Origin of the sequence: Lutimaribacter saemankumensis (assembly GCF_900100005.1) — a bacterium.
Classification (GTDB): Bacteria; Pseudomonadota; Alphaproteobacteria; order Rhodobacterales; family Rhodobacteraceae; genus Lutimaribacter; species Lutimaribacter saemankumensis.
The window spans coordinates 261,555-281,925 of sequence record NZ_FNEB01000002.1; the positions used below are offsets into that span (position 1 = coordinate 261,555).

The 20,371-nt window shown below is 64.7% G+C and carries 26 protein-coding genes; 11 read left to right on the forward strand and 15 right to left on the reverse strand.

Annotation, left to right across the window (positions count from 1 at the left end; translation table 11 throughout):
* Window positions 1-27 precede the first annotated feature (27 nt).
* The gene (locus tag BLT50_RS05900) at window positions 28-408 is read left to right on the forward strand and encodes a hypothetical protein (protein WP_090027539.1); all 381 of its coding nucleotides are present in this window, start codon (window positions 28-30) and stop codon (window positions 406-408) included.
* On the opposite strand, the gene BLT50_RS05905 is transcribed toward BLT50_RS05900, so the two are convergent.
* From BLT50_RS05905 to def (BLT50_RS05930), 6 genes are all read right to left on the reverse strand, one after another.
* On the reverse strand, window positions 409-648 hold the full coding sequence (locus tag BLT50_RS05905) for a GlsB/YeaQ/YmgE family stress response membrane protein (RefSeq protein ID WP_090027541.1): 240 nt from the start codon (window positions 646-648) through the stop codon (window positions 409-411).
* A 10-nt stretch (window positions 649-658) separates the two neighbouring features.
* The gene (locus BLT50_RS05910) at window positions 659-895 is read right to left on the reverse strand and encodes a hypothetical protein (protein ID WP_090027544.1); all 237 of its coding nucleotides are present in this window, start codon (window positions 893-895) and stop codon (window positions 659-661) included.
* Window positions 896-899: 4 nt separating this feature from the next.
* Window positions 900-1,811, reverse strand: a complete 912-nt coding sequence (gene fmt, locus BLT50_RS05915) for a methionyl-tRNA formyltransferase (protein WP_090027546.1) — start codon at window positions 1,809-1,811, stop codon at window positions 900-902.
* Between the two features lie 88 nt (window positions 1,812-1,899).
* Window positions 1,900-2,397 (reverse strand): peptide deformylase, encoded by a 498-nt coding sequence (def, locus tag BLT50_RS05920; protein ID WP_090027548.1) that lies wholly within the window; start codon window positions 2,395-2,397, stop codon window positions 1,900-1,902.
* Window positions 2,394-2,891 (reverse strand): peptide deformylase, encoded by a 498-nt coding sequence (gene def / locus BLT50_RS05925; protein ID WP_090027551.1) that lies wholly within the window; start codon window positions 2,889-2,891, stop codon window positions 2,394-2,396. The genes def (BLT50_RS05920) and def (BLT50_RS05925) overlap by 4 nt, the downstream gene beginning before the upstream one ends.
* Window positions 2,888-3,406 (reverse strand): peptide deformylase, encoded by a 519-nt coding sequence (gene def / locus BLT50_RS05930; protein ID WP_090027553.1) that lies wholly within the window; start codon window positions 3,404-3,406, stop codon window positions 2,888-2,890. Before def (BLT50_RS05930) ends, def (BLT50_RS05925) begins: the two co-directional genes overlap by 4 nt.
* Window positions 3,407-3,665: 259 nt before the next feature.
* Here def (BLT50_RS05930) and BLT50_RS05935 point away from each other — a divergent pair, with 259 nt between their 5' ends.
* A complete protein-coding gene (locus BLT50_RS05935; RefSeq protein WP_090027556.1) occupies window positions 3,666-4,835 on the forward strand; it encodes a MalY/PatB family protein in 1,170 nt (389 codons plus the stop codon).
* A gap of 49 nt (window positions 4,836-4,884) precedes the next feature.
* Here BLT50_RS05935 and BLT50_RS05940 read toward each other — a convergent pair whose 3' ends face one another.
* Window positions 4,885-5,244 (reverse strand): hypothetical protein, encoded by a 360-nt coding sequence (locus BLT50_RS05940; protein ID WP_090027558.1) that lies wholly within the window; start codon window positions 5,242-5,244, stop codon window positions 4,885-4,887.
* 88 nt (window positions 5,245-5,332) lie between these two features.
* Window positions 5,333-6,160, reverse strand: coding sequence for a hypothetical protein (locus BLT50_RS05945; protein ID WP_090027560.1), 828 nt, complete (start codon window positions 6,158-6,160; stop codon window positions 5,333-5,335).
* A gap of 103 nt (window positions 6,161-6,263) precedes the next feature.
* On the opposite strand from BLT50_RS05945, the gene BLT50_RS05950 reads away from it, so the two are divergent.
* The 5 genes from BLT50_RS05950 to BLT50_RS05970 all read left to right on the forward strand — a co-directional run bounded on the left by BLT50_RS05950 (window position 6,264) and on the right by BLT50_RS05970 (window position 10,958).
* Window positions 6,264-7,238, forward strand: a complete 975-nt coding sequence (locus BLT50_RS05950) for a glutathione S-transferase family protein (RefSeq protein ID WP_090027563.1) — start codon at window positions 6,264-6,266, stop codon at window positions 7,236-7,238.
* Window positions 7,239-7,308: 70 nt separating this feature from the next.
* On the forward strand, window positions 7,309-8,274 hold the full coding sequence (gene cobD / locus BLT50_RS05955) for a threonine-phosphate decarboxylase CobD (RefSeq protein WP_090027565.1): 966 nt from the start codon (window positions 7,309-7,311) through the stop codon (window positions 8,272-8,274).
* A complete protein-coding gene (gene cbiB / locus BLT50_RS05960) occupies window positions 8,271-9,167 on the forward strand; it encodes an adenosylcobinamide-phosphate synthase CbiB (RefSeq protein ID WP_090027568.1) in 897 nt (298 codons plus the stop codon). Before cobD ends, cbiB begins: the two co-directional genes overlap by 4 nt.
* Window positions 9,168-9,231: 64 nt before the next feature.
* A complete protein-coding gene (locus tag BLT50_RS05965; RefSeq protein WP_090027570.1) occupies window positions 9,232-10,410 on the forward strand; it encodes a lytic murein transglycosylase in 1,179 nt (392 codons plus the stop codon).
* Window positions 10,407-10,958, forward strand: coding sequence for an MOSC domain-containing protein (locus tag BLT50_RS05970; protein ID WP_090027572.1), 552 nt, complete (start codon window positions 10,407-10,409; stop codon window positions 10,956-10,958). Before BLT50_RS05965 ends, BLT50_RS05970 begins: the two co-directional genes overlap by 4 nt.
* Window positions 10,959-10,965: 7 nt before the next feature.
* Here BLT50_RS05970 and smc read toward each other — a convergent pair whose 3' ends face one another.
* The gene (gene smc / locus BLT50_RS05975) at window positions 10,966-14,421 is read right to left on the reverse strand and encodes a chromosome segregation protein SMC (RefSeq protein ID WP_090027953.1); all 3,456 of its coding nucleotides are present in this window, start codon (window positions 14,419-14,421) and stop codon (window positions 10,966-10,968) included.
* A gap of 202 nt (window positions 14,422-14,623) precedes the next feature.
* Here smc and BLT50_RS05980 point away from each other — a divergent pair, with 202 nt between their 5' ends.
* On the forward strand, window positions 14,624-15,079 hold the full coding sequence (locus BLT50_RS05980; RefSeq protein WP_090027954.1) for a GNAT family N-acetyltransferase: 456 nt from the start codon (window positions 14,624-14,626) through the stop codon (window positions 15,077-15,079).
* On the opposite strand, the gene BLT50_RS05985 is transcribed toward BLT50_RS05980, so the two are convergent.
* The gene (locus tag BLT50_RS05985; protein ID WP_175491407.1) at window positions 15,076-15,474 is read right to left on the reverse strand and encodes a hypothetical protein; all 399 of its coding nucleotides are present in this window, start codon (window positions 15,472-15,474) and stop codon (window positions 15,076-15,078) included. The genes BLT50_RS05980 and BLT50_RS05985 overlap by 4 nt on opposite strands.
* 132 nt (window positions 15,475-15,606) lie before the next feature.
* Here BLT50_RS05985 and BLT50_RS05990 point away from each other — a divergent pair, with 132 nt between their 5' ends.
* The 3 genes from BLT50_RS05990 to BLT50_RS06000 are packed head-to-tail and all read left to right on the forward strand — an operon-like array spanning window position 15,607 to window position 17,509.
* Window positions 15,607-15,966 (forward strand): CidA/LrgA family protein, encoded by a 360-nt coding sequence (locus tag BLT50_RS05990; RefSeq protein ID WP_090027575.1) that lies wholly within the window; start codon window positions 15,607-15,609, stop codon window positions 15,964-15,966.
* The gene (locus BLT50_RS05995) at window positions 15,959-16,681 is read left to right on the forward strand and encodes an LrgB family protein (RefSeq protein WP_090027578.1); all 723 of its coding nucleotides are present in this window, start codon (window positions 15,959-15,961) and stop codon (window positions 16,679-16,681) included. The genes BLT50_RS05990 and BLT50_RS05995 overlap by 8 nt, the downstream gene beginning before the upstream one ends.
* Before the next feature lie 60 nt (window positions 16,682-16,741).
* Window positions 16,742-17,509 (forward strand): FadR/GntR family transcriptional regulator, encoded by a 768-nt coding sequence (locus BLT50_RS06000; protein WP_090027581.1) that lies wholly within the window; start codon window positions 16,742-16,744, stop codon window positions 17,507-17,509.
* A gap of 84 nt (window positions 17,510-17,593) precedes the next feature.
* Here BLT50_RS06000 and BLT50_RS06005 read toward each other — a convergent pair whose 3' ends face one another.
* From BLT50_RS06005 to BLT50_RS06025, 5 genes are all read right to left on the reverse strand, one after another.
* The gene (locus tag BLT50_RS06005) at window positions 17,594-18,151 is read right to left on the reverse strand and encodes a F0F1 ATP synthase subunit B (RefSeq protein WP_090027584.1); all 558 of its coding nucleotides are present in this window, start codon (window positions 18,149-18,151) and stop codon (window positions 17,594-17,596) included.
* Between the two features lie 4 nt (window positions 18,152-18,155).
* Window positions 18,156-18,692 (reverse strand): F0F1 ATP synthase subunit B', encoded by a 537-nt coding sequence (locus BLT50_RS06010; RefSeq protein WP_090027587.1) that lies wholly within the window; start codon window positions 18,690-18,692, stop codon window positions 18,156-18,158.
* Between the two features lie 92 nt (window positions 18,693-18,784).
* On the reverse strand, window positions 18,785-19,009 hold the full coding sequence (locus BLT50_RS06015; RefSeq protein ID WP_090027589.1) for a F0F1 ATP synthase subunit C: 225 nt from the start codon (window positions 19,007-19,009) through the stop codon (window positions 18,785-18,787).
* 75 nt (window positions 19,010-19,084) lie between these two features.
* Complete coding sequence (locus BLT50_RS06020) at window positions 19,085-19,843, reverse strand: F0F1 ATP synthase subunit A (protein WP_090027591.1); 759 nt, start codon at window positions 19,841-19,843, stop codon at window positions 19,085-19,087.
* 2 nt (window positions 19,844-19,845) lie between these two features.
* Window positions 19,846-20,178, reverse strand: coding sequence for an AtpZ/AtpI family protein (locus tag BLT50_RS06025; RefSeq protein ID WP_090027593.1), 333 nt, complete (start codon window positions 20,176-20,178; stop codon window positions 19,846-19,848).
* Between the last annotated feature and the right edge of the window lie 193 nt (window positions 20,179-20,371).

Genomic DNA, 20,371 nt, shown 5'->3' on the forward strand with positions numbered 1-20,371 from the left:
CCGGCAGCGCCTGCTAGGCTGACGCAGATGAAACACCACCTTCTGTCCCTCACCCTGGTTGCCGCCGGCTTCGGCGCCGCGATCCACCCCGCGCTTGCCGACGGTCCCGTGATCGAAAGGGTCGAGGCCGAACCAAACGGCATGGGCTGGCGCTTTGATGTCACGCTCAGCCACCCCGATACCGGATGGGACCATTACGCCGATGGCTGGGAAATCCTGACACCCGAGGGCAAGTCGTTGGGTATGCGCAAGCTGCACCATCCGCATGTCGACGAACAGCCCTTCACCCGGTCGCTGTCGAACATCATGATTCCCGATGGTTTGCGCGAGGTGACGGTCCGCGCCCGTTGTTCGGTCGATGGATGGACAGGTGAACCGGTGACCGTGGCACTGACGCCCGGCGGCTGATCACTTCTTCTGGATGTAGGTCTGCCAGAGCCAGATCAGCACCATCGCCCCCAGAACCGCGCCGATCAGCCCGGCAAAAGCCCCCATTACCGTCAGCAGCATGCGCAGAACCAGGCCACCGATCAGCGCGCCGGCAATACCGATCGCCACGGTGGTGACGATATCGGCCTCGATCTTCATCAGCCGCGTGGCAAGAAAGCCCGCAGCCGCCCCGATGATGATCAGCATCACAACGCCCATGCCACCCTCCTTACCTGCGCCAATGGGTCGGCACGATGATCAATGCCCCGATCGAAGACAGGATCGCATCGAACCCCGCGCTGCCGAATTTCAATCCGAACATGATGCGGATGAAGTAGAAAAGGAACGCACCGCCCACGCAGATTATGATGGATTGCAAATATCCGTTGCGGGTAAAGCCCGACTTCTCGGCCGCATAGCCCACGATCCCCGCGATCACCACCGTACCGATCAGCGTCGGAAACATGCCGCTACTCTCCCAGTTTCGTGCCCTTCGGCACGTCCATGCCGCGCAACGCCTCGGCGGCATCCTGCGCGGCCCGCCCGGCGCGCTGCAGGCGCGTGATGCGCACGGCACCGTCGCCGCAGGCCACGCACAGCGCATCGTCCAACGCCGTTCCGGGGCTACCCTGCCCCTCGGCCAGTGTGCTGGCAAGGCATTTCACACGCTCGCCCCCGATCAGCGTCCAGGCCCCGGGAAAAGGCGACAAACCGCGGATCTGGCGGTCGATCTCGGCGGCGGGGCGGGCCCAGTCGATCGCCGCCTCGGCCTTGTCGATCTTGGCGGCATAGGTCACGCCCTCGTCCGGCTGCGGCTGCGGCGTCAGTGTGCCCAGCCCTTCCAGCGCCTCGACGATCAGACGCGCGCCCATTGCGCTCAGCCGGTCGTGCAACTGCCCCGTCGTTTCCTGCGCACCGATCGGCGTCGCCTCGCGTAGCAGAACTGGCCCCGTATCCAGTCCGGCCTCCATCTGCATGATGCAAATCCCGGTCTCGGCATCGCCCGCCATGATCGCGCGGTGGATCGGGGCGGCCCCCCGCCAGCGCGGCAGCAGGGACGCATGGATGTTCAGGCAGCCGTGGCGCGGCGCGTCCAGCACGGGTTGCGGCAGGATCAGCCCATAGGCCACCACCACCGCCACATCGGCGTTCAACGCCGCGAAATCGGCCTGTGCCTCGGCGGTTTTCAGGCTGACGGGATGGCGCACTTCCAGCCCCAGCTCCAGGGCGCGGGCGTGCACCGGTGTCGGGCGGTCCTTCTTGCCACGTCCTGCCGGGCGCGGCGGCTGGCAATAGACCTCGGCCACCTCATGCCCGGCGCCAACCAGCGCCTCCAGCACCGGGACGGAAAAGTCAGGCGTTCCCATGAAGACAAGGCGCATCTGTGTTTTCTCTTTCTTCAAATATCCCGGGGAGCGCGAGGGGCTGGCCCCTCGCCTGCGCAACGGCACAGGCCGCGCGCGGCGCACATCAGCGCGCCCCCTTCTTCGCCTTTCTCAACAGCATGTCGCGTTTCACCTTGCTCAGCCGGTCGAAATACATCCTGCCGTTCAGGTGGTCGATCTGGTGCTGCACCGACGTGGCCCAAAGACCCACGAAATCCTGCCGGTCCCATTGTCCCTGCTCGTTGAGGAATTTCACCGTGACCGCGCGCGGGCGGCTGATCCTGGCGGACATGCCGGGCAGGTTGGGGCTGGCCTCTTCATGGTCGCGCAACTGCACGCTGGCATGCAGGATTTCGGGGTTGGCCATGCGCACGGCCTTGCCGCGTTCGGTGCTGGCGTCGACCACGGCCAGGCGCAGCATCACGCCGATCTGAGGCGCGGCAAGCCCCACGCCGGGCATCGCCTCCATCGTGTCGATCATGTCGTCCCAGGTGGCACGGATGTCGTCGGTGATTTCGTCCACCGGGTCGGCGGCGGTGCGCAACCGCTTGTCGGGCCAGGGGATGCACCGGCGCACAGTCATGTGTCCGGCCCGTACGCGGCGACAAGCGCCGCATGGGTTTCTGCATCCAGCCGGTCGAACGTCACCAATCCCTCAAGATGGTCGAACTCGTGCTGGGCGCAGCGCGCCTCGAACCCCTCTAGCCGCTGCTCCTGCGTGGCACCGCCCAGATCAGTCCAGCGCAGCGTGATGCGGTCGGGACGGGTGACAGGCGCAAGGATGCCGGGGATCGACAGGCAACCCTCGTCGCCCGTGACCAGAACATCGGACTGGTCCACGATTTCAGGGTTGATGCAGACGACCGGCGTCATGTTGCCTTCTTTCCAGCCGCAATCCATCACGAAAAGCCGCTTCATCACGCCGACCTGCGGCGCGGCCAGCCCGCGGCCGGGCGCGGCGTACATGGTTTCGAACATGTCGGTGACAAGCTGCTCCAGATTTTCATCCGCACCTACGGGATCGCAGCGTTGCGAAAGCCGGGCGTCGGGCCAGCGCAGGATGGGCAGAACGCTCACGCCCGGGCCTTCTCGCGCTTCAGCTTCTGCATCTTGCGCGTGATCATCTGACGCTTCAGCGGCTTCAGGTAGTCGATGAAAAGCTTGCCGTTCAGGTGGTCGATCTCATGCTGCACACAAGTCGCCCAGAGTCCGCCGAAATCCTCTTGCTGCTCATGTCCGTTGCGGTCGATCCAGCGCACCGTCACCTCGGCGGGGCGGGTGACCTCGGCATATTGCTCGGGGATGGACAAACAGCCCTCTTCATAGACGCTTACATCGTCGGACGAGGCGATCACCTCGGGGTTGAACATCACCAGGGGGCGCGGCGCCTCGGCGTCGTCCTTGCCGCAATCGAGCACGATCAGACGGTCCAGCACCCCCACCTGCGGCGCGGCCAGCCCGATGCCGGGCGCGTCGTACATGGTTTCCAGCATGTCATCCGCCAGCACGCGCAAGTCGTCCGACAAATCGGGCACCGGCGCGCAAACCTTTTTCAGGCGCGGGTCGGGATGGATGAGGATAGGCCGTTTCATGGCAGCGGATTTAGGTTATGACCGCCGGAGGCGCAATGGGCCATTGGTTCGCACCAGAACCGGCCATCCATGCTCTCGAAAGGATTTTGTCCCTTCCAGTTATACTTCGATAGTATTTTTTCCTGTTATTTGATTTACATATAGAACATGCTTCCATTCAATAGTCCAATATCAGAATATCCGCCCATCAGGAGCGCCGGGCTACACGTTCTTCCCGGCTGCCGCTAGTCTTTGCCGAAACGCGAACAAGGAGACAGGGATGAGCTTTGACGACATCATCGACCGCCACGGCACCCATTCTGTGAAATGGGACATGATGGAAAAGATCTATGGCGTGCCGGCCGATGACGGGATTCCGATGTGGGTCGCAGATATGGATTTCCGCACCGCCGACTGCGTGCAGGACGCCGTGCAGAAGATGCGTGATCACGGTATCTATGGGTACTACGGCGACGATGCGGCCTATCGTGATGCGATCTGCTGGTGGATGAAGGAACGCCACGGCTGGACGGTTGATCCGGCGGCGATCTTCACCACGCACGGGCTGGTCAACGGCACGGCGATGTGTGTCGACACCTTCACCCAGCCGGGCGATGGCGTGGTTCTGACGACGCCCGTCTATCATGCCTTCGCCAAGGTCATCAAAGCCAACAACCGCCGCGTCATCGAATGCGACCTCGTGAACAACGATGGCCGCTACGAGATGGATTTCGACGCATGGGATGCGCAGATGGACGGGTCGGCGAAGATGTTCATCCTGTGCTCGCCGCACAATCCGGGCGGGCGCGTCTGGACGCGGGCCGAACTGGAAGGCGTGGCCGATTTCTGCCGCCGGCACGACCTGATCCTGGTGTCCGACGAGATTCATCACGACCTTGTCTATCCCGGCCACAGCCACACCCCGATGGCGCTGATCGACGGGATCGAGGACCGGCTGCTGATGATGTCGGCCACCACCAAGACCTTCAACATCGCCGGCAGCCATTCCGGCAATGTCATCATCCCGGATGAGAAGCTGCGCGAAACGTTCGCCGCGCGCATGATGGGGCTGGGGCTGTCGCCAAACTCGTTCGGGCTGTTCATGGCCGAAGCGGCCTATTCCCCTGCCGGTGCGGCATGGGTGGATGACCTGATGGCCTATCTGGATGGCAACCGCCGCCTGTTCGATGATGGCGTCAATGCCATTCCGGGGCTCAAGTCCATGGACCTCGAAGCGACCTACCTGGCCTGGGTCGATTTCGCCGGCACCGGCATGTCGCGCGACGAGTTCACGCGCCGCGTCGAAAAAGACGCGCGGATCGCCGTCAATCACGGGCCGACATTCGGATCGGGCGGCGACAACTTCCTGCGCTTCAACCTTGCGACACCGCGCCCGCTGGTGGAACAGGCAGTCGAACGCCTGCAAAAGGCTTTCGCCGACCTGCAATAAGGCGGAAAAGGCCCGGCAACGGGCCTTTTCGTTTCACCCGTGCGCAGCTTCAGATACCGCTGTCCCGCGCGAGCAGCGCAACCGGTGCATCGTCGCGCCGCTCGAAATCCAGCGGCTGCTCGGTGCTGACTTCGGTCATCCGCTTGAAATCGTACTGCATCTCGCCCGCCTCTTCCGATGCGGCGACGATCAGGCAGCGTTTCAGGTGAACGGCCCCGTCGTAAAGGTCGACCAGCCCGCGCAGCTTGGGCACCATGGCGATATCGACGGCAAATCCGTCCTCCCACATGCGCAGAACAGGGTGGCGATGGCCATCGGTCTCAACCGCAAGGCGGTTGCGCCTGCGGCCCGTCGCACGGCGCGCCGCATCAAGGCCGGCTTGAACGTCCTTTGGTAAAAATGTCGTCATAAGAATCTCCACACTCTGCCTCAAAGCATGACCTGCCAAAGGCTTGCGTCAAGTTAATGACAAAGAAACATTGCGTTTTTCCGGGTGTTTAAAGGGTTTCACCCAACCCTAGGATCCATCCCTCTTCGTCACGCACGACGCTGGGTTGTGATAGCGGTAAATCCATCGCCCGTTGCAACCGGCCGCGTTCCTGCCAGCGCTGCAGCCGCTGCGCCACGCTGCGCACCTGCGCTTCGTCGCGCACTTCGCCCGGATGCGGGGCCAGCGGCCAGAGCGACGGAAACACCTCGGCAAGAACAACAGCCGAAACCGTGGGCCATTCGAACGGCCAGACCGCCGCGCCCGTGGCATGCCTCAGCCGTTCAAGCATCGCGATCCCGGTCAGGGCCTGACCGCCCACAGACCCCGCCCCGGCCAGTTTCCACACTTCCTGCGCCGCCGGGGCCATCCCGTCGCACAGGCGCCAGTTCACCGGCAGCGCGCGGCCCCAGCCTTCCGGCTTCTTTCGTGGCAGGCCGGGAATGTCGCGTTTCAGGCCGTTGCCCCAGAACGGCCCCGGCGCATCGAAATGCCTGTTCAAGGCCGCGCCCACGTCAAAGCGGTTGTTGGCGTTCTTCGCGCCCTCTTCGATCCGGCGGGCCAGGTCTGCCCAGATCGTGCGCCATCCGGGCCTGCCCAGCCGCGCCGTCAGGCCCGCGGGATACCCAAAGGCAAAGTCGAACCCCGCCAGGACACGCCGTCCGGCCGCTGTTTCGCCGGCAAACAAGGCGCGCAGTTCCGCCTCGGCGGCGATCCGTGTGCGCGGGTTCGACACGCTGACATCACCGCCGCGCGTGACGGCGATCCAGATGCTGTCGGCACCGGTTTTCGGCGTGCCCGCCGCCGACCAATCGACCATGACAAAGGTATCGAACATCCGACCTACTGTGCGCTCATGCAGCGTTCATGCGCGCCCATCCCGGTTTCCGCGCACCAATGCAGCAACTAGTTTCCGAACATCGCAGACAAAGGAGGCCGAGATGGGACAGCTCGTCAACGGCGAATGGCAAGACACATGGTACGACACCTCGAAAACAGGGGGCAAGTTCGTGCGATCGACCGCCAAGTTTCGCAACTGGATCACGCCGGATGGCAGCGCAGGTCCATCGGGCGAGGCCGGTTTCAAGGCCGAAGCCGGCCGCTATCACCTGTATGTCTCCTATGCGTGCCCTTGGGCGCACCGCGCGCTGATCTTTCGCAAGCTGAAGGGGCTCGAAGGGTTGATCGACGTATCCGCCGTTCACCCTGACATGCTGTCGGACGGCTGGACATTCGACACCGATTTCGACGGTGCCTCGGGTGACACGCTGTATGGCCTGCCCTTCCTGCGCGACATCTATCTGCGGGCCGATCCGGGCATTTCCGGCCGCGTCACCGTGCCCGTTCTGTGGGACAAGGAACGCGAAACCATCGTGTCGAACGAATCCGCCGAGATCATCCGCATGTTCAACAGCGCCTTCGATGAACTGACCGGCAACACCGACGATTACTGGCCAGAGGATCTGCGCGACGCGATCGAACCGGTGAACGCGCGGATTTACGATACGGTCAACAACGGCGTCTACAAATCCGGCTTTGCGACGACGCAAGACGCTTATGACGAGGCGGTGACCGCTCTTTTCGACAGCCTGGACTGGCTTGAAGACCGGCTGTCGGAAAACCGCTACCTGATGGGTGACCGGCTGACCGAGGCCGACTGGCGCCTGTTCACCACGCTGATCAGGTTCGACCCTGTCTATCACGGGCATTTCAAGTGCAACCGCCGCCGTATCGTCGATTATCCGAACCTTTGGGGCTATACCCGCGAATTGTTCCAATGGCCGGGCATCCGCGAAACGGTGCATTTCGATCACATCGTGCGGCACTATTACTACAGTCACGACACGATCAACCCGCACCGGATCGTGCCGATCGGCCCCGAGATCGACTATGACGCGCCGCATGGCCGGGGATGAACGACGCGGGGCTTGAGTTTCTGCCGCCGCTGCGCTTGATGGGGGCGAACAACCCTCAGGCGGCGCAGCCATGCCAGACGCAGACCACACACAGCGCGACCACGGTGGCGGCATAGATGCCGCCATCGCGGCCTATGGCGGGACGCGCGCCGGCTGGCTGGACCTCTCGACCGGTATCAACCCCGTCCCCTATCCGCTGCCCGACCTGCCCGCCGACGCCTGGACCGCTCTGCCGGACGCAGCCGCGCAACACCGGCTGACAGAAGCGGCCAGACAACTCTGGCGTGTCCCCGCGGGGACAGGCATCCTTGCGGCGCCCGGTGCGTCGGCGCTGATCGCGCAGATGCCCCGGCTGGCCCCTCCGGGCCGCGTGCACATCCCGCATCCCACCTATAACGAACACGCCGCCGCATTTCGCGGGCATGGCTGGTCAGTGACAGACACTGGCGAACGGTCGGATGCTCAGGTCGTGGTGCACCCCAACAACCCGACCGGCGCATGGCATGACCCCGAGGCGCTGAATGCGCCGCTGGTCGTCATCGACGAAAGCTTTGCCGACGTGTCACCCGACAAGTCGCTTGTGGCGCTGGCCGAGCGTCCTGGCCGGGTGGTGCTGAAGAGTTTCGGCAAGTTCTGGGGATTGGCCGGGGTGCGTCTGGGCTTTGCCATCGCCGCGCCGGACACCATCGCGCGACTGGCCGATTGGTTGGGGCCCTGGCCCGTTTCGGGGCCTGCCCTGTCGATCGGCGCTGCAGCGCTGTCAGACGCCGCATGGGCCCGCAACACGCGCGACCGGCTGAACGAGGACGCGGCGCGGCTCGATGCGCTGATGCTGCGCGCAGGGGCGCGGCTTGCGGGGGGAACGTCGCTGTTCCGCCTCTACGATGTCGGGGATGCTGCGCGATGGCAGGATCACCTTGCCCGCGCCCATGTCTGGAGCCGCGTTTTTCCCTATTCGAAAACACGATTACGGCTGGGCCTGCCGCATCCTGACCGCTGGGGCCAACTCGAATCCGCGCTGCGGGACGCGCCATGACGCTGGTTCTTGCCATGATCCTCGACGCGCTTCTGGGAGAGCCGCGCTGGCTGTGGTCGCGCCTGCCGCACCCGGCTGTTCTTATGGGCCGCGCGGTAGGCTGGGCAGATCGGCGGTTCAACACAGGAACGGCCCGGCGGCTCAAAGGCACGGTGACGATGGCGGGCCTCGTGCTGGCGACAGGTATGCTGGGCGGTGTCCTGTCGGCCTTTGGACCGGTGGTGGAAATCATTGTCGCCGCGATCCTGCTGGCGCAGAGATCGCTGGTGGATCACGTCGCGGCGGTGGCTGCCGGCCTGCGCCAGGGCCTGCCCGAAGGGCGGCAGGCCGTCGCGATGATCGTCAGCCGCGACACGCAGGGCATGGACGAAAGCGCCGTCGCGCGCGCCGCCATCGAAAGCGCGGCGGAAAACATGTCGGACGGTGTGATCGCACCCGCCTTCTGGTTCGCGGTGGCCGGATTGCCCGGCCTGCTGATCTACAAGATCGCCAACACCGCCGACAGCATGGTGGGCTACCGCACGCCGCGGCACGAGGAATTCGGCTGGGCCGCTGCACGGCTGGACGATCTGCTGAACCTTGTCCCCGCCCGCCTGACCGCCTTGCTGATCGCGGCGCCCTGTGGCCTGCTTTCGCAGCTGCGCGCGATACGCGCCGATGCGCGGCTGCACCGTTCGCCCAATGCCGGCTGGCCCGAGGCCGCGATGGCGCGCGCGATTGGCATCGCGCTTGCCGGACCGCGCGCTTATGACGGAAAACCGCGCGATTTTCCCTGGGTGAATGCAGCCGGCCGCCGTCCGCTGATGGCAAGCGACATCGACGCCGCGATCCGGGTTTTGTGGATGGCATGGTCCGTGGCCCTTGGGTTGGGCGCTTTGCTGGCGCTCACGTGATTTGCCTGCGGACGTTCTGCTGATACGATTTGCTGCGAAATTGGACCCGAAGGATTTGTCACATATGAGATTGCCCCTGATCGTCGCCACGTTTTTCCTGGCGTCCGTCTTTCCCGCCAATGCCCAGCAGGCGGCATGCGGCGGCAAATGGTCGACCTTTCTGGAAGGGGTCGCAAAAGACGCCGTTGCCCAGGGAAGGGAGCCACAGGTCGCGCAGCGTTTTGTCCGGGGATTGCGGCAGGACCAAAAGGTTCTGGCCGCCGATCGCCGCCAGGGCGTGTTCCAGTTGGATTTCACCAGCTTCGCGCGGCGGCTGATTTCGGCCAACCGCATGCAGCGCGGGCAAAGCCTGTCGCGCGAATGGGACGGCGTGTTCGACAGGATCGAGGCGCAATACGGCGTGCCGCGCGGTGTGCTGCTGGCATTCTGGGCCTTCGAGACGGACTATGGCGCGTTCCAGGGCGACTACAACACCGCCAACGCGCTGGCGACGCTGGCCCATGATTGCCGCCGGCCCGAGTTGTTCCGCCCGCAATTGCTGGCGGCGATCCAGCTTTATGAAATGGGCGATTTCGACCCGGCGACTACCACCGGCGCATGGGCGGGTGAAATCGGCATGGTGCAGATGCTGCCCCGCGACATCATCGAAAACGGCGTCGATGGCGATGGCGACGGGCATGTCCTGTTGAAAACCTCGGCGCCGGATGCGCTGATGTCGGGGGGCAAGATGCTGCAGCATCTCGGCTGGCGCGCGGGCGAGCCCTGGCTGCAAGAGGTGCAGGTGCCCGCCGAGATGGACTGGTCGAAATCCGGGCTGCGCACGCAGTTGCGTCCGGCCCAGTGGCAAGCCATGGGCGTTCGCCCGCGTTCGGGGGCGTGGCAGGCCGATCTGCCCGCTAACCTGATCCTGCCGCAAGGGCACAAAGGGCCGGCCTTTATCGCCTATCCCAATTTCAACGTGTATTTCGAATGGAACCAATCCTTCACCTACGTTCTGACCGCCGCTTATTTCGCCACCCGCCTGTCGGGCGCCCCGGTGTTCGATCCGGGCAATCCCGATCCGGGGCTTTCGGGCGACCAGATGAAGGCGCTGCAGCGCAAGCTGGCGGCGCGGGGCCATGACGTGGGCGCGATCGACGGTATCCTTGGGGCCGGGACGCGCGCGGCCGTGCAAGCCGAACAGGAACGGCTGGGCCTGCCCGCCGATGCCTGGCCCACCACAACGCTGCTGAACCGGCTATGACCCACGCCACCGAACAAGAGCTGACCCAAGCGCTGGCGCATATCCGGGCGGCGCCGCGCGATGACGCGCCGATTTCGATGCTGTGCTTTCGCCCCGGTTATAACCAGCGCGAGATGGTCGAAAGCCTGACACTGACAGTGGATCACGGCATCCCCGGCGAACGCTGGCTGAACGCGCCCTGGATGCGGCTGCCCGATGGCAGCCCCGATCCGCGCATCCAGGTGTCGATCCTGCCGAAACGCGTGATGGACGCGGTGTGGCTGGATCGCGCGGGCACGGTGCATCCGGGCGATCCGATCGTCGCGGATATCGAAACCTCGTATGACAGCCTGCCGGTGGGCACGCGTCTGCGGGCGGGCACGGCGGTGCTGGAGGTTTCGGACGCCTTCAACGACGGCTGCGTGAAATGGAAAGCCCGTTATGGCGCGGCGGCCAAGGACTGGCTGGTGACATCCGACAACCGCCCGCTGCGCCTGCGTGGCTTGCTGTGCCGGATCGTTCAGGATGGCGTGGTGCGCGTTGGCGACCGGCTGCGCCGCGTAGACTGATTTCGCATTACGCCACCATCTGTTCGGCCTTTTTCAGATCGACCGACACCAGCTGACTGACGCCCTGTTCCTGCATGGTGACGCCGAACAGCCGGTCCATCCGGGCCATCGTCACCGCATGGTGGGTGATGATCAGGAACCGGGTTTCGGTGCGGCGGCACATTTCATCCAGCAGGTCGCAGAACCGCGTGACGTTGGCATCGTCGAGCGGGGCGTCGACCTCGTCCAGCACGCAGATCGGGGCGGGGTTGGCCAGGAACACCGCAAAGATCAGCGCAAGCGCGGTCAGGGTCTGTTCGCCGCCCGACAGCAGGCTGAGCGTCGACAGTTTCTTGCCCGGTGGCTGGCACATGATTTCCAGCCCTGCTTCGAGCGGGTCATCGGATTCGACCAGCACAAGGTTCGCCTCGCCGCCGCCAAAGAGGTGCCGGAACAGCAGGCTGAAATTGCTGTTCACCTGCTCGAAGGCCGTCAGCAGGCGTTCGCGGCCTTCGCGGTTGAGGCTGGCAATCCCCGAGCGCAGGGTCTTGATCGCCTCTTCGAGATCGCTTTTCTCGGACAGGAGCGTGTCGTGTTCCTGTTCGACCTCGCGCTTGTCCTCTTCGGCGCGCAGGTTGACCGCGCCCAGCGCGTCGCGCTGGCGTTTCAGGCGGTTCACGTCGGCTTCGATCGCTTCGGCGGCGGGCATCCTGTCGGGATCGGTGTCGAGCTTTTCCAGCAATTTCGCCGGCGTGGTTTCCATGTCTTCCTCGATACGGCCCACCGCGTATTCCACGGTTTCGCGCGCAGCATCCACGCGTGCCTCGGACCGGGCGCGCGCTTCGCGGGCCTCGCCGGCGGTGCGCTCTGCCTCGCGTTCGGCCTCGGTCGCGGCGCGCAGCGCGCCTTCGGCCTGCGAAAGCGCATCAGCGGCAGCGGCGCGGCGGGCCTCGGCCTGGGCGATGGCCTGGCCCAGCTCGTCGCGCTTGGCGGCGATTTCCTCGGGGGCGGCGCTGGCCTCTTTCAGTTCGGCCTCGGACTCGCGCTTGCGCTGCGCCAGTTCGGCGCTGCGGGTTTCGGCGGTTTGCAGGCGATGCTTCCAGCCGCTGATTTCCTTGGTCACTTCCTGGCTGCGGCGGGTGCGGGCCTCGCCTTCGCGGCGCAATTCGTCATGCGACGACCGTTTGGTCAGCATGGTCATGCGCGCGGCCTCGACCGTCATCTTGATGTCTTCGACGGCGGCGCGGGCGGCATCGAGATCTTCGAGATCGGCCACCGCCTTTTCGGCGTCGGCAAGCTGGCGCTTGGCCTCGATGGCCTCTTCTTCGTGGCGGGTGACGGCAAGGCCCAGCGATTCAAGCCGCGACTGGGCAAGGTTGCGGTCGGCCTCGGCCCGGCTGAGCGCGCGGTTGGATTCGTTCACCAGCCGGTCGGCGTCGCGGCGGGCCTGGCGGGCGGATTGATCGGCGGCGGTCAGGTCGGACAGCCGCCTGGCCAGCGCCTCGTGTGCCTGCCGGGCGGCGTCCGCGCGCGACGTGGCGCGCTCCATCTGCTGCTTGAGCTCTTCCAGCCGGTTCAGTTGCTGCAGGCGCAGGGCCGCGGCGCTGGGTGCATCCTCGGCCCAGGCGCGGTAGCCGTCCCAGCGCCACAGGTCGCCTTCGAGCGAGACAAGGCGCTGACCGGGCTTGAGGTGCCGTTGCAGGCGGGGCCCGTCATCCGAGCCGACCAGCCCGATCTGCGACATGCGCCGTTGCAGAACGTCGGGCACCGACACATGGCGCGACAGGGCGGTGACACCTTCCGGCAGGGCCTGTTCGGCGTCGTAGCCCGGCAGGACGGTCCAGCCCGACGGGCCATCGGCATCGACCTCGGGGGCGCGCAGATCGTCGGCCAGCGCCGCACCGAGTGCCTTTTCGAACCCCTGTTCGACCTGCAGGCGATCCATGATCTGCCCGCCCTCGGCGGTGTCACGCTCGAGCAGCTTGGCCAGGGCGGTCACCTCGGCGCGCAAGGCGTTCAATTCGCCCTCGGCCTCGGACAGCTCGGCGCGCACGTCGGCCTCGCGTTCCTGGGCCTCGGCGCGTGCGGTTTCCGCCAGCTTCAGCGCCTCGTCCGCGTTGGCCGCGGTTTGGGTCGCTTCGGCCTCGGCCTTTTGGGCGGCGGCGAAATCGGCCTCGGCCCCTTCCAGCGCGGCGCGGGATTGGCGCACGGCCTCGCGCGCCTTTTCCGCCTCGGCCTCGGACCGGGCCAGCATCTTGCGGGTGTCTTCGAGATACCGGTTCGCGGATTGGTGCCGCGCGGCAAGGCGGGCGACGTCCTCGGTCCGTTCGGCCAGATCGGTTTCGCGATCCTGCAGAACGCTCGCGGCTTCGCGGGCGGCCTCGGCCGCAGCTTCGAGCTTGTCTGAGTGGCCCTCGCCGGCCTTGGCAAGCTCGGCCTGCTCCCATTCGAGCCGTTCGATGGTTTCGCCGGCATCGCGGTTCAGGCCGGTTTCGCGTTCGATGTCGCGGGCCAGTTGGGCAATGCGGTTCTGCAGCGTCTCGATGGTCTGCAGCGCACGTTCTTCCTGGTCGGCCAGCGTGTCGCGCTGCACCTGAAGGCGCTGGAGGATCGCGGCGGCAACGGCCTCTTCCTCGCGTTTGGGGGGCAAAGCGTCCTCGGCGGCCTCGCGCGCCTTGGCAGCCTGACGGGCGGTGGATTCGGCCTGCGAGGCGGCGGTCACCCGTTCGCGCAGCTGCGCCTCGGCGGCAAGCCGGGCCTCGTCGGCTTCTTTCCAGCGGCGATAGAGCAGCAGACCCTCGGCGTGACGCAGTTCTTCGCCGATGCTGCGATAGCGGGCGGCCTGCCGGGCCTGGCGCTCCAACTGGCCCAACTGGTTGGCAAGCTGTTCGATCACGTCATCGACGCGGGCCAGGTTCTGTTCGGCGCCTTTCAGTTTCAGCTCGGCCTCGTGCCGCCGCTGGTAAAGGCCGGAAATACCGGCGGCTTCTTCCAATATGCGGCGGCGGGCCTTTGGCTTGGCGTTGATCAGCTCGCTGATCTGGCCCTGCCGGACCAGCGCAGGCGAATGCGCGCCGGTCGATGCGTCGGCGAACAGCATCTGCACGTCACGCGCGCGCACGTCCTTGGAATTGACCTTGTAGGCGCTGCCGACGTCGCGCGTGATGCGGCGGACGATTTCAAGCTGGTCCTCGTCGTTGAACCCCGGCGGGGCGAGGCGGTCGGTATTGTCGAGGATCAGGCTGACCTCGGCAAAGTTGCGGGCGGGCCGCGTGGCGGCACCGGCAAAGATCACGTCTTCCATGCCGCCGCCGCGCATTGCGGTGGGGCGGTTTTCGCCCATCACCCAGCGCAGCGCCTCGAGCAGGTTGGACTTGCCACAGCCATTGGGACCGACGACACCGGTCAGCCCGTCACGGATCAGCAGATCCGTGGGATCGACAAAGCTTTTGAAGCCGGTCAGTCGTAGCTTGGTAAATCGCAAAGCCTGCGCCCCTGATTCCATAGGTTCAGCGATTTTGCGGCCCATATATGCGATGAGTCAACGAAAAGACCCACGATCTGGGGTTGAGGGCAGAGTTTTCCACAAGATATTGCGGGGACTTGTGGATCATTGCGCGTCGCGCCGCCTTGACCCCGGCGCGGGCGTGCGGCACCGTTCGCCGGCAACAACCGCCAGAGATCCCATGCCCAGAATCGAAGCCACCGACCCGACCGCCCCTGCGCCGCGCGCATTGCTTGCGGCGAGTGCCGCGCTGATGGAAGAGCTGTTCGACGCGGAAGAGAACCACTACCTCGCGCCGGAAGAGCTGGCTGCGGACGGCATCCACTTCTTCGTCGCGCGCGATGAAACGGACGCGGTGACCGGCACGATCGCAATGGCCGAAATGGACGGCTATGGCGAAGTGAAGGCGCTATTCGTCGATCCCGATGCGCGCGGACAGGGGTTGGCACAGACCCTGCTGGCGCATGTCGAAGGCGTGGCGCGCGAACGTGGGCTGGATTGGCTGCGGCTGGAAACCGGGGACAGGCTGCTGGCTGCGGTCAAGCTTTACCGTGCGGCCGGGTTCACCACCTGCGGGCCTTTCGGCGATTACGAGGCAAACAGCAGCAGCGTCTTTATGGAAAAATTCCTGGGCTAGACCGGATCGCAGATGATTTCGCGAATGCTTGCGCCCGCGCCGCCACTGGCCGGCCGTGTCAGCACCGCGCAACTGTAGGACGGCGGGACAGGGGGCGGCGCCGTGTTCCTGCCCCCGCAGTTCAGCGACGCCCGTATCATCGCCTGATCGCCGCCCAACCTGCGGACCTTGCACCCGCTGACCTGTTCGATGGCGATGGCCGCGCGCGGCGCAATTGGCCCCATGCGCGGCGCATATTCCGCATTGATCCTGATCGCCTCGGCCTGGCCGTCCTTGACCCGGACATCGAAAACCGATGGCGCGACAGTCACCCGGACGGGCGCGACGCCGCGAAATCCGGGGCTGGCGGTGTTGCAGGCGGCAACGAGAAGGAAAGGCAATAAGACATAGCGCATGGGGCGATCTGAAGGGCAACTGGTTAATGGCCAGTTAACATTCGCAATGATTGGTGCGTGCGCGTCTTTTCATCCCCGTGGACAGCCCGGGCTGAGCGTCTAGAGTGACGGCACCAAGACATGAGGCACCAGATGATCGCAAACCTAGCCGTGTTTCTTTCCTTCCAGTTGGCCGGAGAGGTCATCACACGCGGCGCGGGCCTGCCCTTGCCCGGACCGGTGCTGGGGCTTGCGCTGCTCTTGCTGGCCTGCATCGCGGTGCCGTCCTTTGGCAAGCGCCTGCTGCCAACGGCACAGGGGCTTTTGTCGCACCTGTCGCTTTTGTTCGTGCCCGCAGGTGTCGGGGTGGTCGCCCATATATCGACGCTGGGATCGGCGGCGCCGGCGTTGCTGGCTGCGCTGGTCGGCTCGACCGTGCTGGCGCTGATTGCGGGGGCGCTCGTGTTCGTGGGGTTGGCGCGTCTGACGGGTTCCGAGGCCGGCCATGACTGATCTTCCCGCCATCTGGTCCTATCTCAGCCGAGAGCCGCTGCTTTGGCTGACCGCCACGCTGATCGCCTATGTCGCGGGGGATGCCGCGTTCCGTAAATCCGGGCGGAACCCGGTCGTTAACCCGGTGCTGGTCGCGATGATCCTGCTTTCGCTGGTGCTGTGGTCCACAGGCACGCCCTACACCACGTATTTCGAGGGCGCACAGTTCGTACACTTCATGCTGGGCCCGGCAACTGTTGCGCTGGCGCTGCCGCTCTGGTCGAACCTGTCGCATGTTAAGGCGACCCTGATACCGATGCTGGGGGCGCTTGTCGCAGGGTCGGTCGTGGCGATCCTGTCGGCGCTGTGGATCGCGCAGGCGCTTGGGGTCGAGGGCCCGGCCCTGTTGTCGCTGGCGCCCAAATCGACGACCGCGCCCGTGGCCATCGGCATTTCCGAGCAACTGGGCGGCCTGCCGACGCTGACGGCGGCGCTGGTGATCCTGACCGGCATCATCGGCGCGGTGCTGGTGACGCCCCTGATGAACCTGATGCGCATCCGGGACTGGCGCGCGCGCGGGTTCGCCGTGGGCGTGGCGGCGCATGGCATCGGCACGGCGCGGGCGTTTCAGGTCAACGAAACCGCAGGCGCGTTCGCCGGGATCGGCATGGGGCTGAACGCGTTGCTGACCGCGATCCTCGCTCCGTGGATCGTGGCCATGCTGTTTTCCGGCTAAGGCTTGCCCGACCGCAGGTGCGGTCATATCATCTGACCAATTCCTTGTCGCGAGATCAGTATGCCCTTTGAACCCGTCCAGCCCGAAAAGCTGTCCACCGCGGTGACCCGCCAGATCGAAAAACTGATCCTGCGGGGCATTTTGCGGCCAGGCGAACGTCTGCCTTCGGAACGCGAACTGTCCGAGCGGCTGGGCGTGTCGCGCCCCTCGCTGCGCGAGGCGATCGCAGAGTTGCAGGACAAGGGACTGCTGAGCGCACGCCCCGGCGCGGGCATCTATGTTGCCGATGTTCTGGGCAGCGCGTTTTCGGACGCGCTGGTTTCCTTGTTCGCGGATCATGACGAGGCGGTTTTCGACTATGTTTCGTTCCGCCGGGACATGGAAGGGTTGGCGGCGGCGCGCGCCGCGCGCTACGCGTCGGATACCGACCTAAAGGTTTTGCAGACGATTTTCGACAAGATGGAGGCCGCACACCAGAAACGCGACCCGACCGACGAGGCGCGTCTGGATGCCGATTTCCACCTGGCCATCATCGAGGCCAGCAACAACGTGATCATGCTGCACATGATGCGGTCGATGTACCAGCTTTTGCAGCGGGGCGTGTTCTATAACCGCCAGACCATGTTCAAGCAACGCACCACGCGCGACATGCTGCTGGATCAGCACCGCGCCATCAACACCGCGCTTCAGGCGCGCGACCCGGTCGCCGCGCGCGAAGCGGTCGAAGCGCACCTGTCCTATGTCGAACGGGCCCTGCAGGATCAGCACAGGGCCGACAAGAACGAAAAGATCGCGCGTCTGCGGCTGCAGCACGAACAGGCCCGCTAAGGCCCGCCGAAGCTGCCGCAAAAGAAAAAGCCCGCGCTGTTGCCAGACGCGGGCTTTGTCATGTCCGGTTGATGCCGGCGGGTGTCAGTGCAGTTTCTCACCGACTTCCGAAATGGCGGCATCAATCAGCTTGTTGCCGTCGGTGGCGGTCATCTGCTTTGCGATCACGCCCTTGGCTGCGCTGACGGCGACCTTGACGGCGGTGTTGCGCACTTCCTTGACGGCGTTGGCTTCTGCCGAAGCGATCTGTTCCTCGGCCGCGTTCAGGCGGCGTTCGATCGACTTCTGCAGATCGGCCTTGGCCTGATCGGCGGCCAGTTCGGCCTCTTGCTTGGCATGGGCGATGATACGCTCGGCCTGTTCCTGGACTTCTTTTTGCTTGCGCTCATACGAAGCCAGGATGGTCTGGGCCTCTTCGCGCAGGGCGCGCGCCTCGTCCAGCTCGGACTTGATGCCGTCGGCCCGCTTATCCAGCATGCCGCCCAGAAGCGACGGCACCTTGAAATAGAACAGCACCGCGATGAACAGCAGGAAGCCGAGCGTCACGACGAAGTCGGTATTCCCGAGCGAGAAGAACGGCCCGCTTGCGGCGAATGCCGGGCTTGCGGGGATCAGGGCAGCGAGAATGGCAATCTTGCGCATGGTCTTACCCTTTCATCCGTTCTGCGACAGCAGCGGCCACGGTCTTGGCGTCGGCCTTGCCACCCATTGCTGCGACGATTTCGGCGGCGGTATCGCGTGCCACCTCTTCGACGCTTTGCATGGCGCCGGCGCGAATCTCGGAGATACGCTTTTCGCTTTCGGCGGTCTTTGCGGCGATCTCTGCATCCGCCTTGGCGGTTGCGGCGTCGAGATCGGCCTGAATCTCTGCCTTGGCCTCGGCGATGATGCGCTGTGCCTCGGCACGGGCATCTGCGAGAGCCTTGTTATAGGCCTCTTCGGCCTCGACTGCCTTGGCCTTGAGATCTTCGGCCGCGGCGATGTCGTTGGTAATGGTCCCCTGACGCTCGGCCAGAACGGCCGCGATGCGCGGCAGCGCGATGCGCGACAGGACGAAATAGATCACGACCAGCGTGACCAGAAGCCAGAAAATCTGGTGGCCCCAGTTCGAGAAATCGAGCTGCGGCATGCCGGGTGCGGATGCCCCGTGTGCTGCGTCAGCGGCTTGCGTTTCGGTCGCCATATCGTCCTCCTTGGGGAACTTTCCGTTTACACCGGGCAGTCACGCGTTCTTGTCGGTGACTGCCCGGCCGTAAGGATCAGGTTCCGTAAGGCTTAGACGGCGAACATCAGCAGCAGAGCGACCAGGAACGAGAAGATGCCCAGGGCTTCTGCGAAGGCGATGCCGATGAAGAGGGTCGCGGTCTGCGACGCGGCTGCCGAAGGGTTGCGCAGTGCGCCGGCAAGAAAGTTGCCCGCCACGTTGCCCACACCGATTGCGGCTGCGCCCGAACCGATTGCTGCCAGGCCTGCGCCGATATGTGCCAGTTGACCTTCCATGGGTATGTCTCCTTACGATTTGGAAGTTGGTATTCAGGGTTGTTCAGCGGTGCGCCGCTCGGGCGCACCGGGGTATTAGTGCGACGGATGCAGTGCGTCTTTCAGATACACGCATGTCAGGATGGTAAAGACGTAGGCCTGGATGAAGGCCACCAGAACCTCGAGCCCGTACATCGCGGTGATGGCGACGACCGACACGGGGCTGACCACGGCGATGGCGGCAAAGCCCGCGAACACCTTGATCACCGCGTGGCCCGCCATGACATTGCCGGCAAGACGAATGGAGTGGCTGACCGGGCGCACGAAGTACGAGATCAGTTCGATGACTGCCAGGATCGGGCGCAGCGCCAGCGGCGCCGAACTGACCCAGAACAGGCCCAGGAACTTGGCGCCGTTCTTGACGAAACCGACGATGGTCACGGTCACGAAGACCAGCAGCGCCAGCACCACGGTGACAGCAAAATGCGACGTCGTGGTAAAGCTCATCGGGATCAGGCCAAGGAAGTTGGCGAACACGATGAACATGAACAGCGTCATGATATAGGGGAAGAAGCCCACGGCATCCTTGCCGGCCACGTCTTCCACCATCTTGTAGATGAACCCGTAGGCGAGTTCCGCAACTGACTGGGTGCGCGAGGGGATGACCGCGCGGCGCGACGTGCCAAGCACCATCAGAACGACCACGGCCACGATAGCGACAGCCATCCAGAGCGTCACATTGGTGATGGTGAAAAAGCTGACAGGACCGTCGCCAAACAGCGGCTTGACGATGAACTGATCCATCGGGTGGAAAACCAGACCGCCCTCTTCGGAACCATGCGCTTCGGTCGCCATGTTCAATCCTCTTTCTCGTCCTCGGCCTTGCGGGCCTCGATTTCGTCCGCCTGGATTTCGCGCGCCGACCGGATCATCGTCTGAACCCCGGCGGCAAGCCCCAGAAATGTAAACAGCACCATGAATATCGGCAGTGTGCCAAGCAGGCTGTCCAGCCCGTATCCGATGCCAAAACCGATCCCCAGACCGGCCACAAGTTCGATCACCATCCGCCAGGCAAGCTGCGCCTGGGAATAATGCTCTTCCATATGCGGTTTCGGCTGGCGGGCGGCTTTCGCCGCCTCGATCTTCGCCTCAAGCTCGGCCAGCTGCCTTTGCTTTTCGGGATCGTCCAAAGGTGAAACCCCCTATGGAAAGCTTGGCGCTTTGCTACGGTGCGGCACGCAATGAGTCAAGCGCCTGCCGCGCCTCTGTGCGGCGCATATAAGTGATTGTATTTATTTCATTTTATTTCGCGATCAGATCACGGGTAAGATCAGGCTGCACGGCCGTTTGCGCCAACAGCGTCCAAAACCCATATTCAACCAA

Excerpts from the sequence above, each read along its gene's own strand:
- BLT50_RS05935 (WP_090027556.1), top strand. The coding sequence starts at position 3,666 with ATGAGCTTTGACGACATCATCGACCGCCACGGCACCCATTCTGTGAAA.
- BLT50_RS06000 (WP_090027581.1), top strand. The coding sequence starts at position 16,742 with ATGCCCTTTGAACCCGTCCAGCCCGAAAAGCTGTCCACCGCGGTGACC.
- BLT50_RS06010 (WP_090027587.1), bottom strand. The coding sequence starts at position 18,692 with ATGGCGACCGAAACGCAAGCCGCTGACGCAGCACACGGGGCATCCGCA.
- BLT50_RS05970 (WP_090027572.1), top strand. The coding sequence starts at position 10,407 with ATGACCCACGCCACCGAACAAGAGCTGACCCAAGCGCTGGCGCATATC.
- BLT50_RS05940 (WP_090027558.1), bottom strand. The coding sequence starts at position 5,244 with ATGACGACATTTTTACCAAAGGACGTTCAAGCCGGCCTTGATGCGGCG.
- BLT50_RS05995 (WP_090027578.1), top strand. The coding sequence starts at position 15,959 with ATGACTGATCTTCCCGCCATCTGGTCCTATCTCAGCCGAGAGCCGCTG.
- BLT50_RS06020 (WP_090027591.1), bottom strand. The coding sequence starts at position 19,843 with ATGGCGACCGAAGCGCATGGTTCCGAAGAGGGCGGTCTGGTTTTCCAC.
- cobD (WP_090027565.1), top strand. The coding sequence starts at position 7,309 with ATGCCAGACGCAGACCACACACAGCGCGACCACGGTGGCGGCATAGAT.
- BLT50_RS05985 (WP_175491407.1), bottom strand. The coding sequence starts at position 15,474 with ATGCGCTATGTCTTATTGCCTTTCCTTCTCGTTGCCGCCTGCAACACC.
- BLT50_RS05900 (WP_090027539.1), top strand. The coding sequence starts at position 28 with ATGAAACACCACCTTCTGTCCCTCACCCTGGTTGCCGCCGGCTTCGGC.
- BLT50_RS05990 (WP_090027575.1), top strand. The coding sequence starts at position 15,607 with ATGATCGCAAACCTAGCCGTGTTTCTTTCCTTCCAGTTGGCCGGAGAG.
- BLT50_RS05965 (WP_090027570.1), top strand. The coding sequence starts at position 9,232 with ATGAGATTGCCCCTGATCGTCGCCACGTTTTTCCTGGCGTCCGTCTTT.
- def (WP_090027548.1), bottom strand. The coding sequence starts at position 2,397 with ATGACTGTGCGCCGGTGCATCCCCTGGCCCGACAAGCGGTTGCGCACC.
- BLT50_RS05905 (WP_090027541.1), bottom strand. The coding sequence starts at position 648 with ATGGGCGTTGTGATGCTGATCATCATCGGGGCGGCTGCGGGCTTTCTT.
- BLT50_RS06005 (WP_090027584.1), bottom strand. The coding sequence starts at position 18,151 with ATGCGCAAGATTGCCATTCTCGCTGCCCTGATCCCCGCAAGCCCGGCA.
- BLT50_RS05980 (WP_090027954.1), top strand. The coding sequence starts at position 14,624 with ATGCCCAGAATCGAAGCCACCGACCCGACCGCCCCTGCGCCGCGCGCA.
- BLT50_RS05950 (WP_090027563.1), top strand. The coding sequence starts at position 6,264 with ATGGGACAGCTCGTCAACGGCGAATGGCAAGACACATGGTACGACACC.
- BLT50_RS05910 (WP_090027544.1), bottom strand. The coding sequence starts at position 895 with ATGTTTCCGACGCTGATCGGTACGGTGGTGATCGCGGGGATCGTGGGC.
- cbiB (WP_090027568.1), top strand. The coding sequence starts at position 8,271 with ATGACGCTGGTTCTTGCCATGATCCTCGACGCGCTTCTGGGAGAGCCG.
- BLT50_RS05945 (WP_090027560.1), bottom strand. The coding sequence starts at position 6,160 with ATGTTCGATACCTTTGTCATGGTCGATTGGTCGGCGGCGGGCACGCCG.
- def (WP_090027553.1), bottom strand. The coding sequence starts at position 3,406 with ATGAAACGGCCTATCCTCATCCATCCCGACCCGCGCCTGAAAAAGGTT.
- BLT50_RS06015 (WP_090027589.1), bottom strand. The coding sequence starts at position 19,009 with ATGGAAGGTCAACTGGCACATATCGGCGCAGGCCTGGCAGCAATCGGT.
- fmt (WP_090027546.1), bottom strand. The coding sequence starts at position 1,811 with ATGCGCCTTGTCTTCATGGGAACGCCTGACTTTTCCGTCCCGGTGCTG.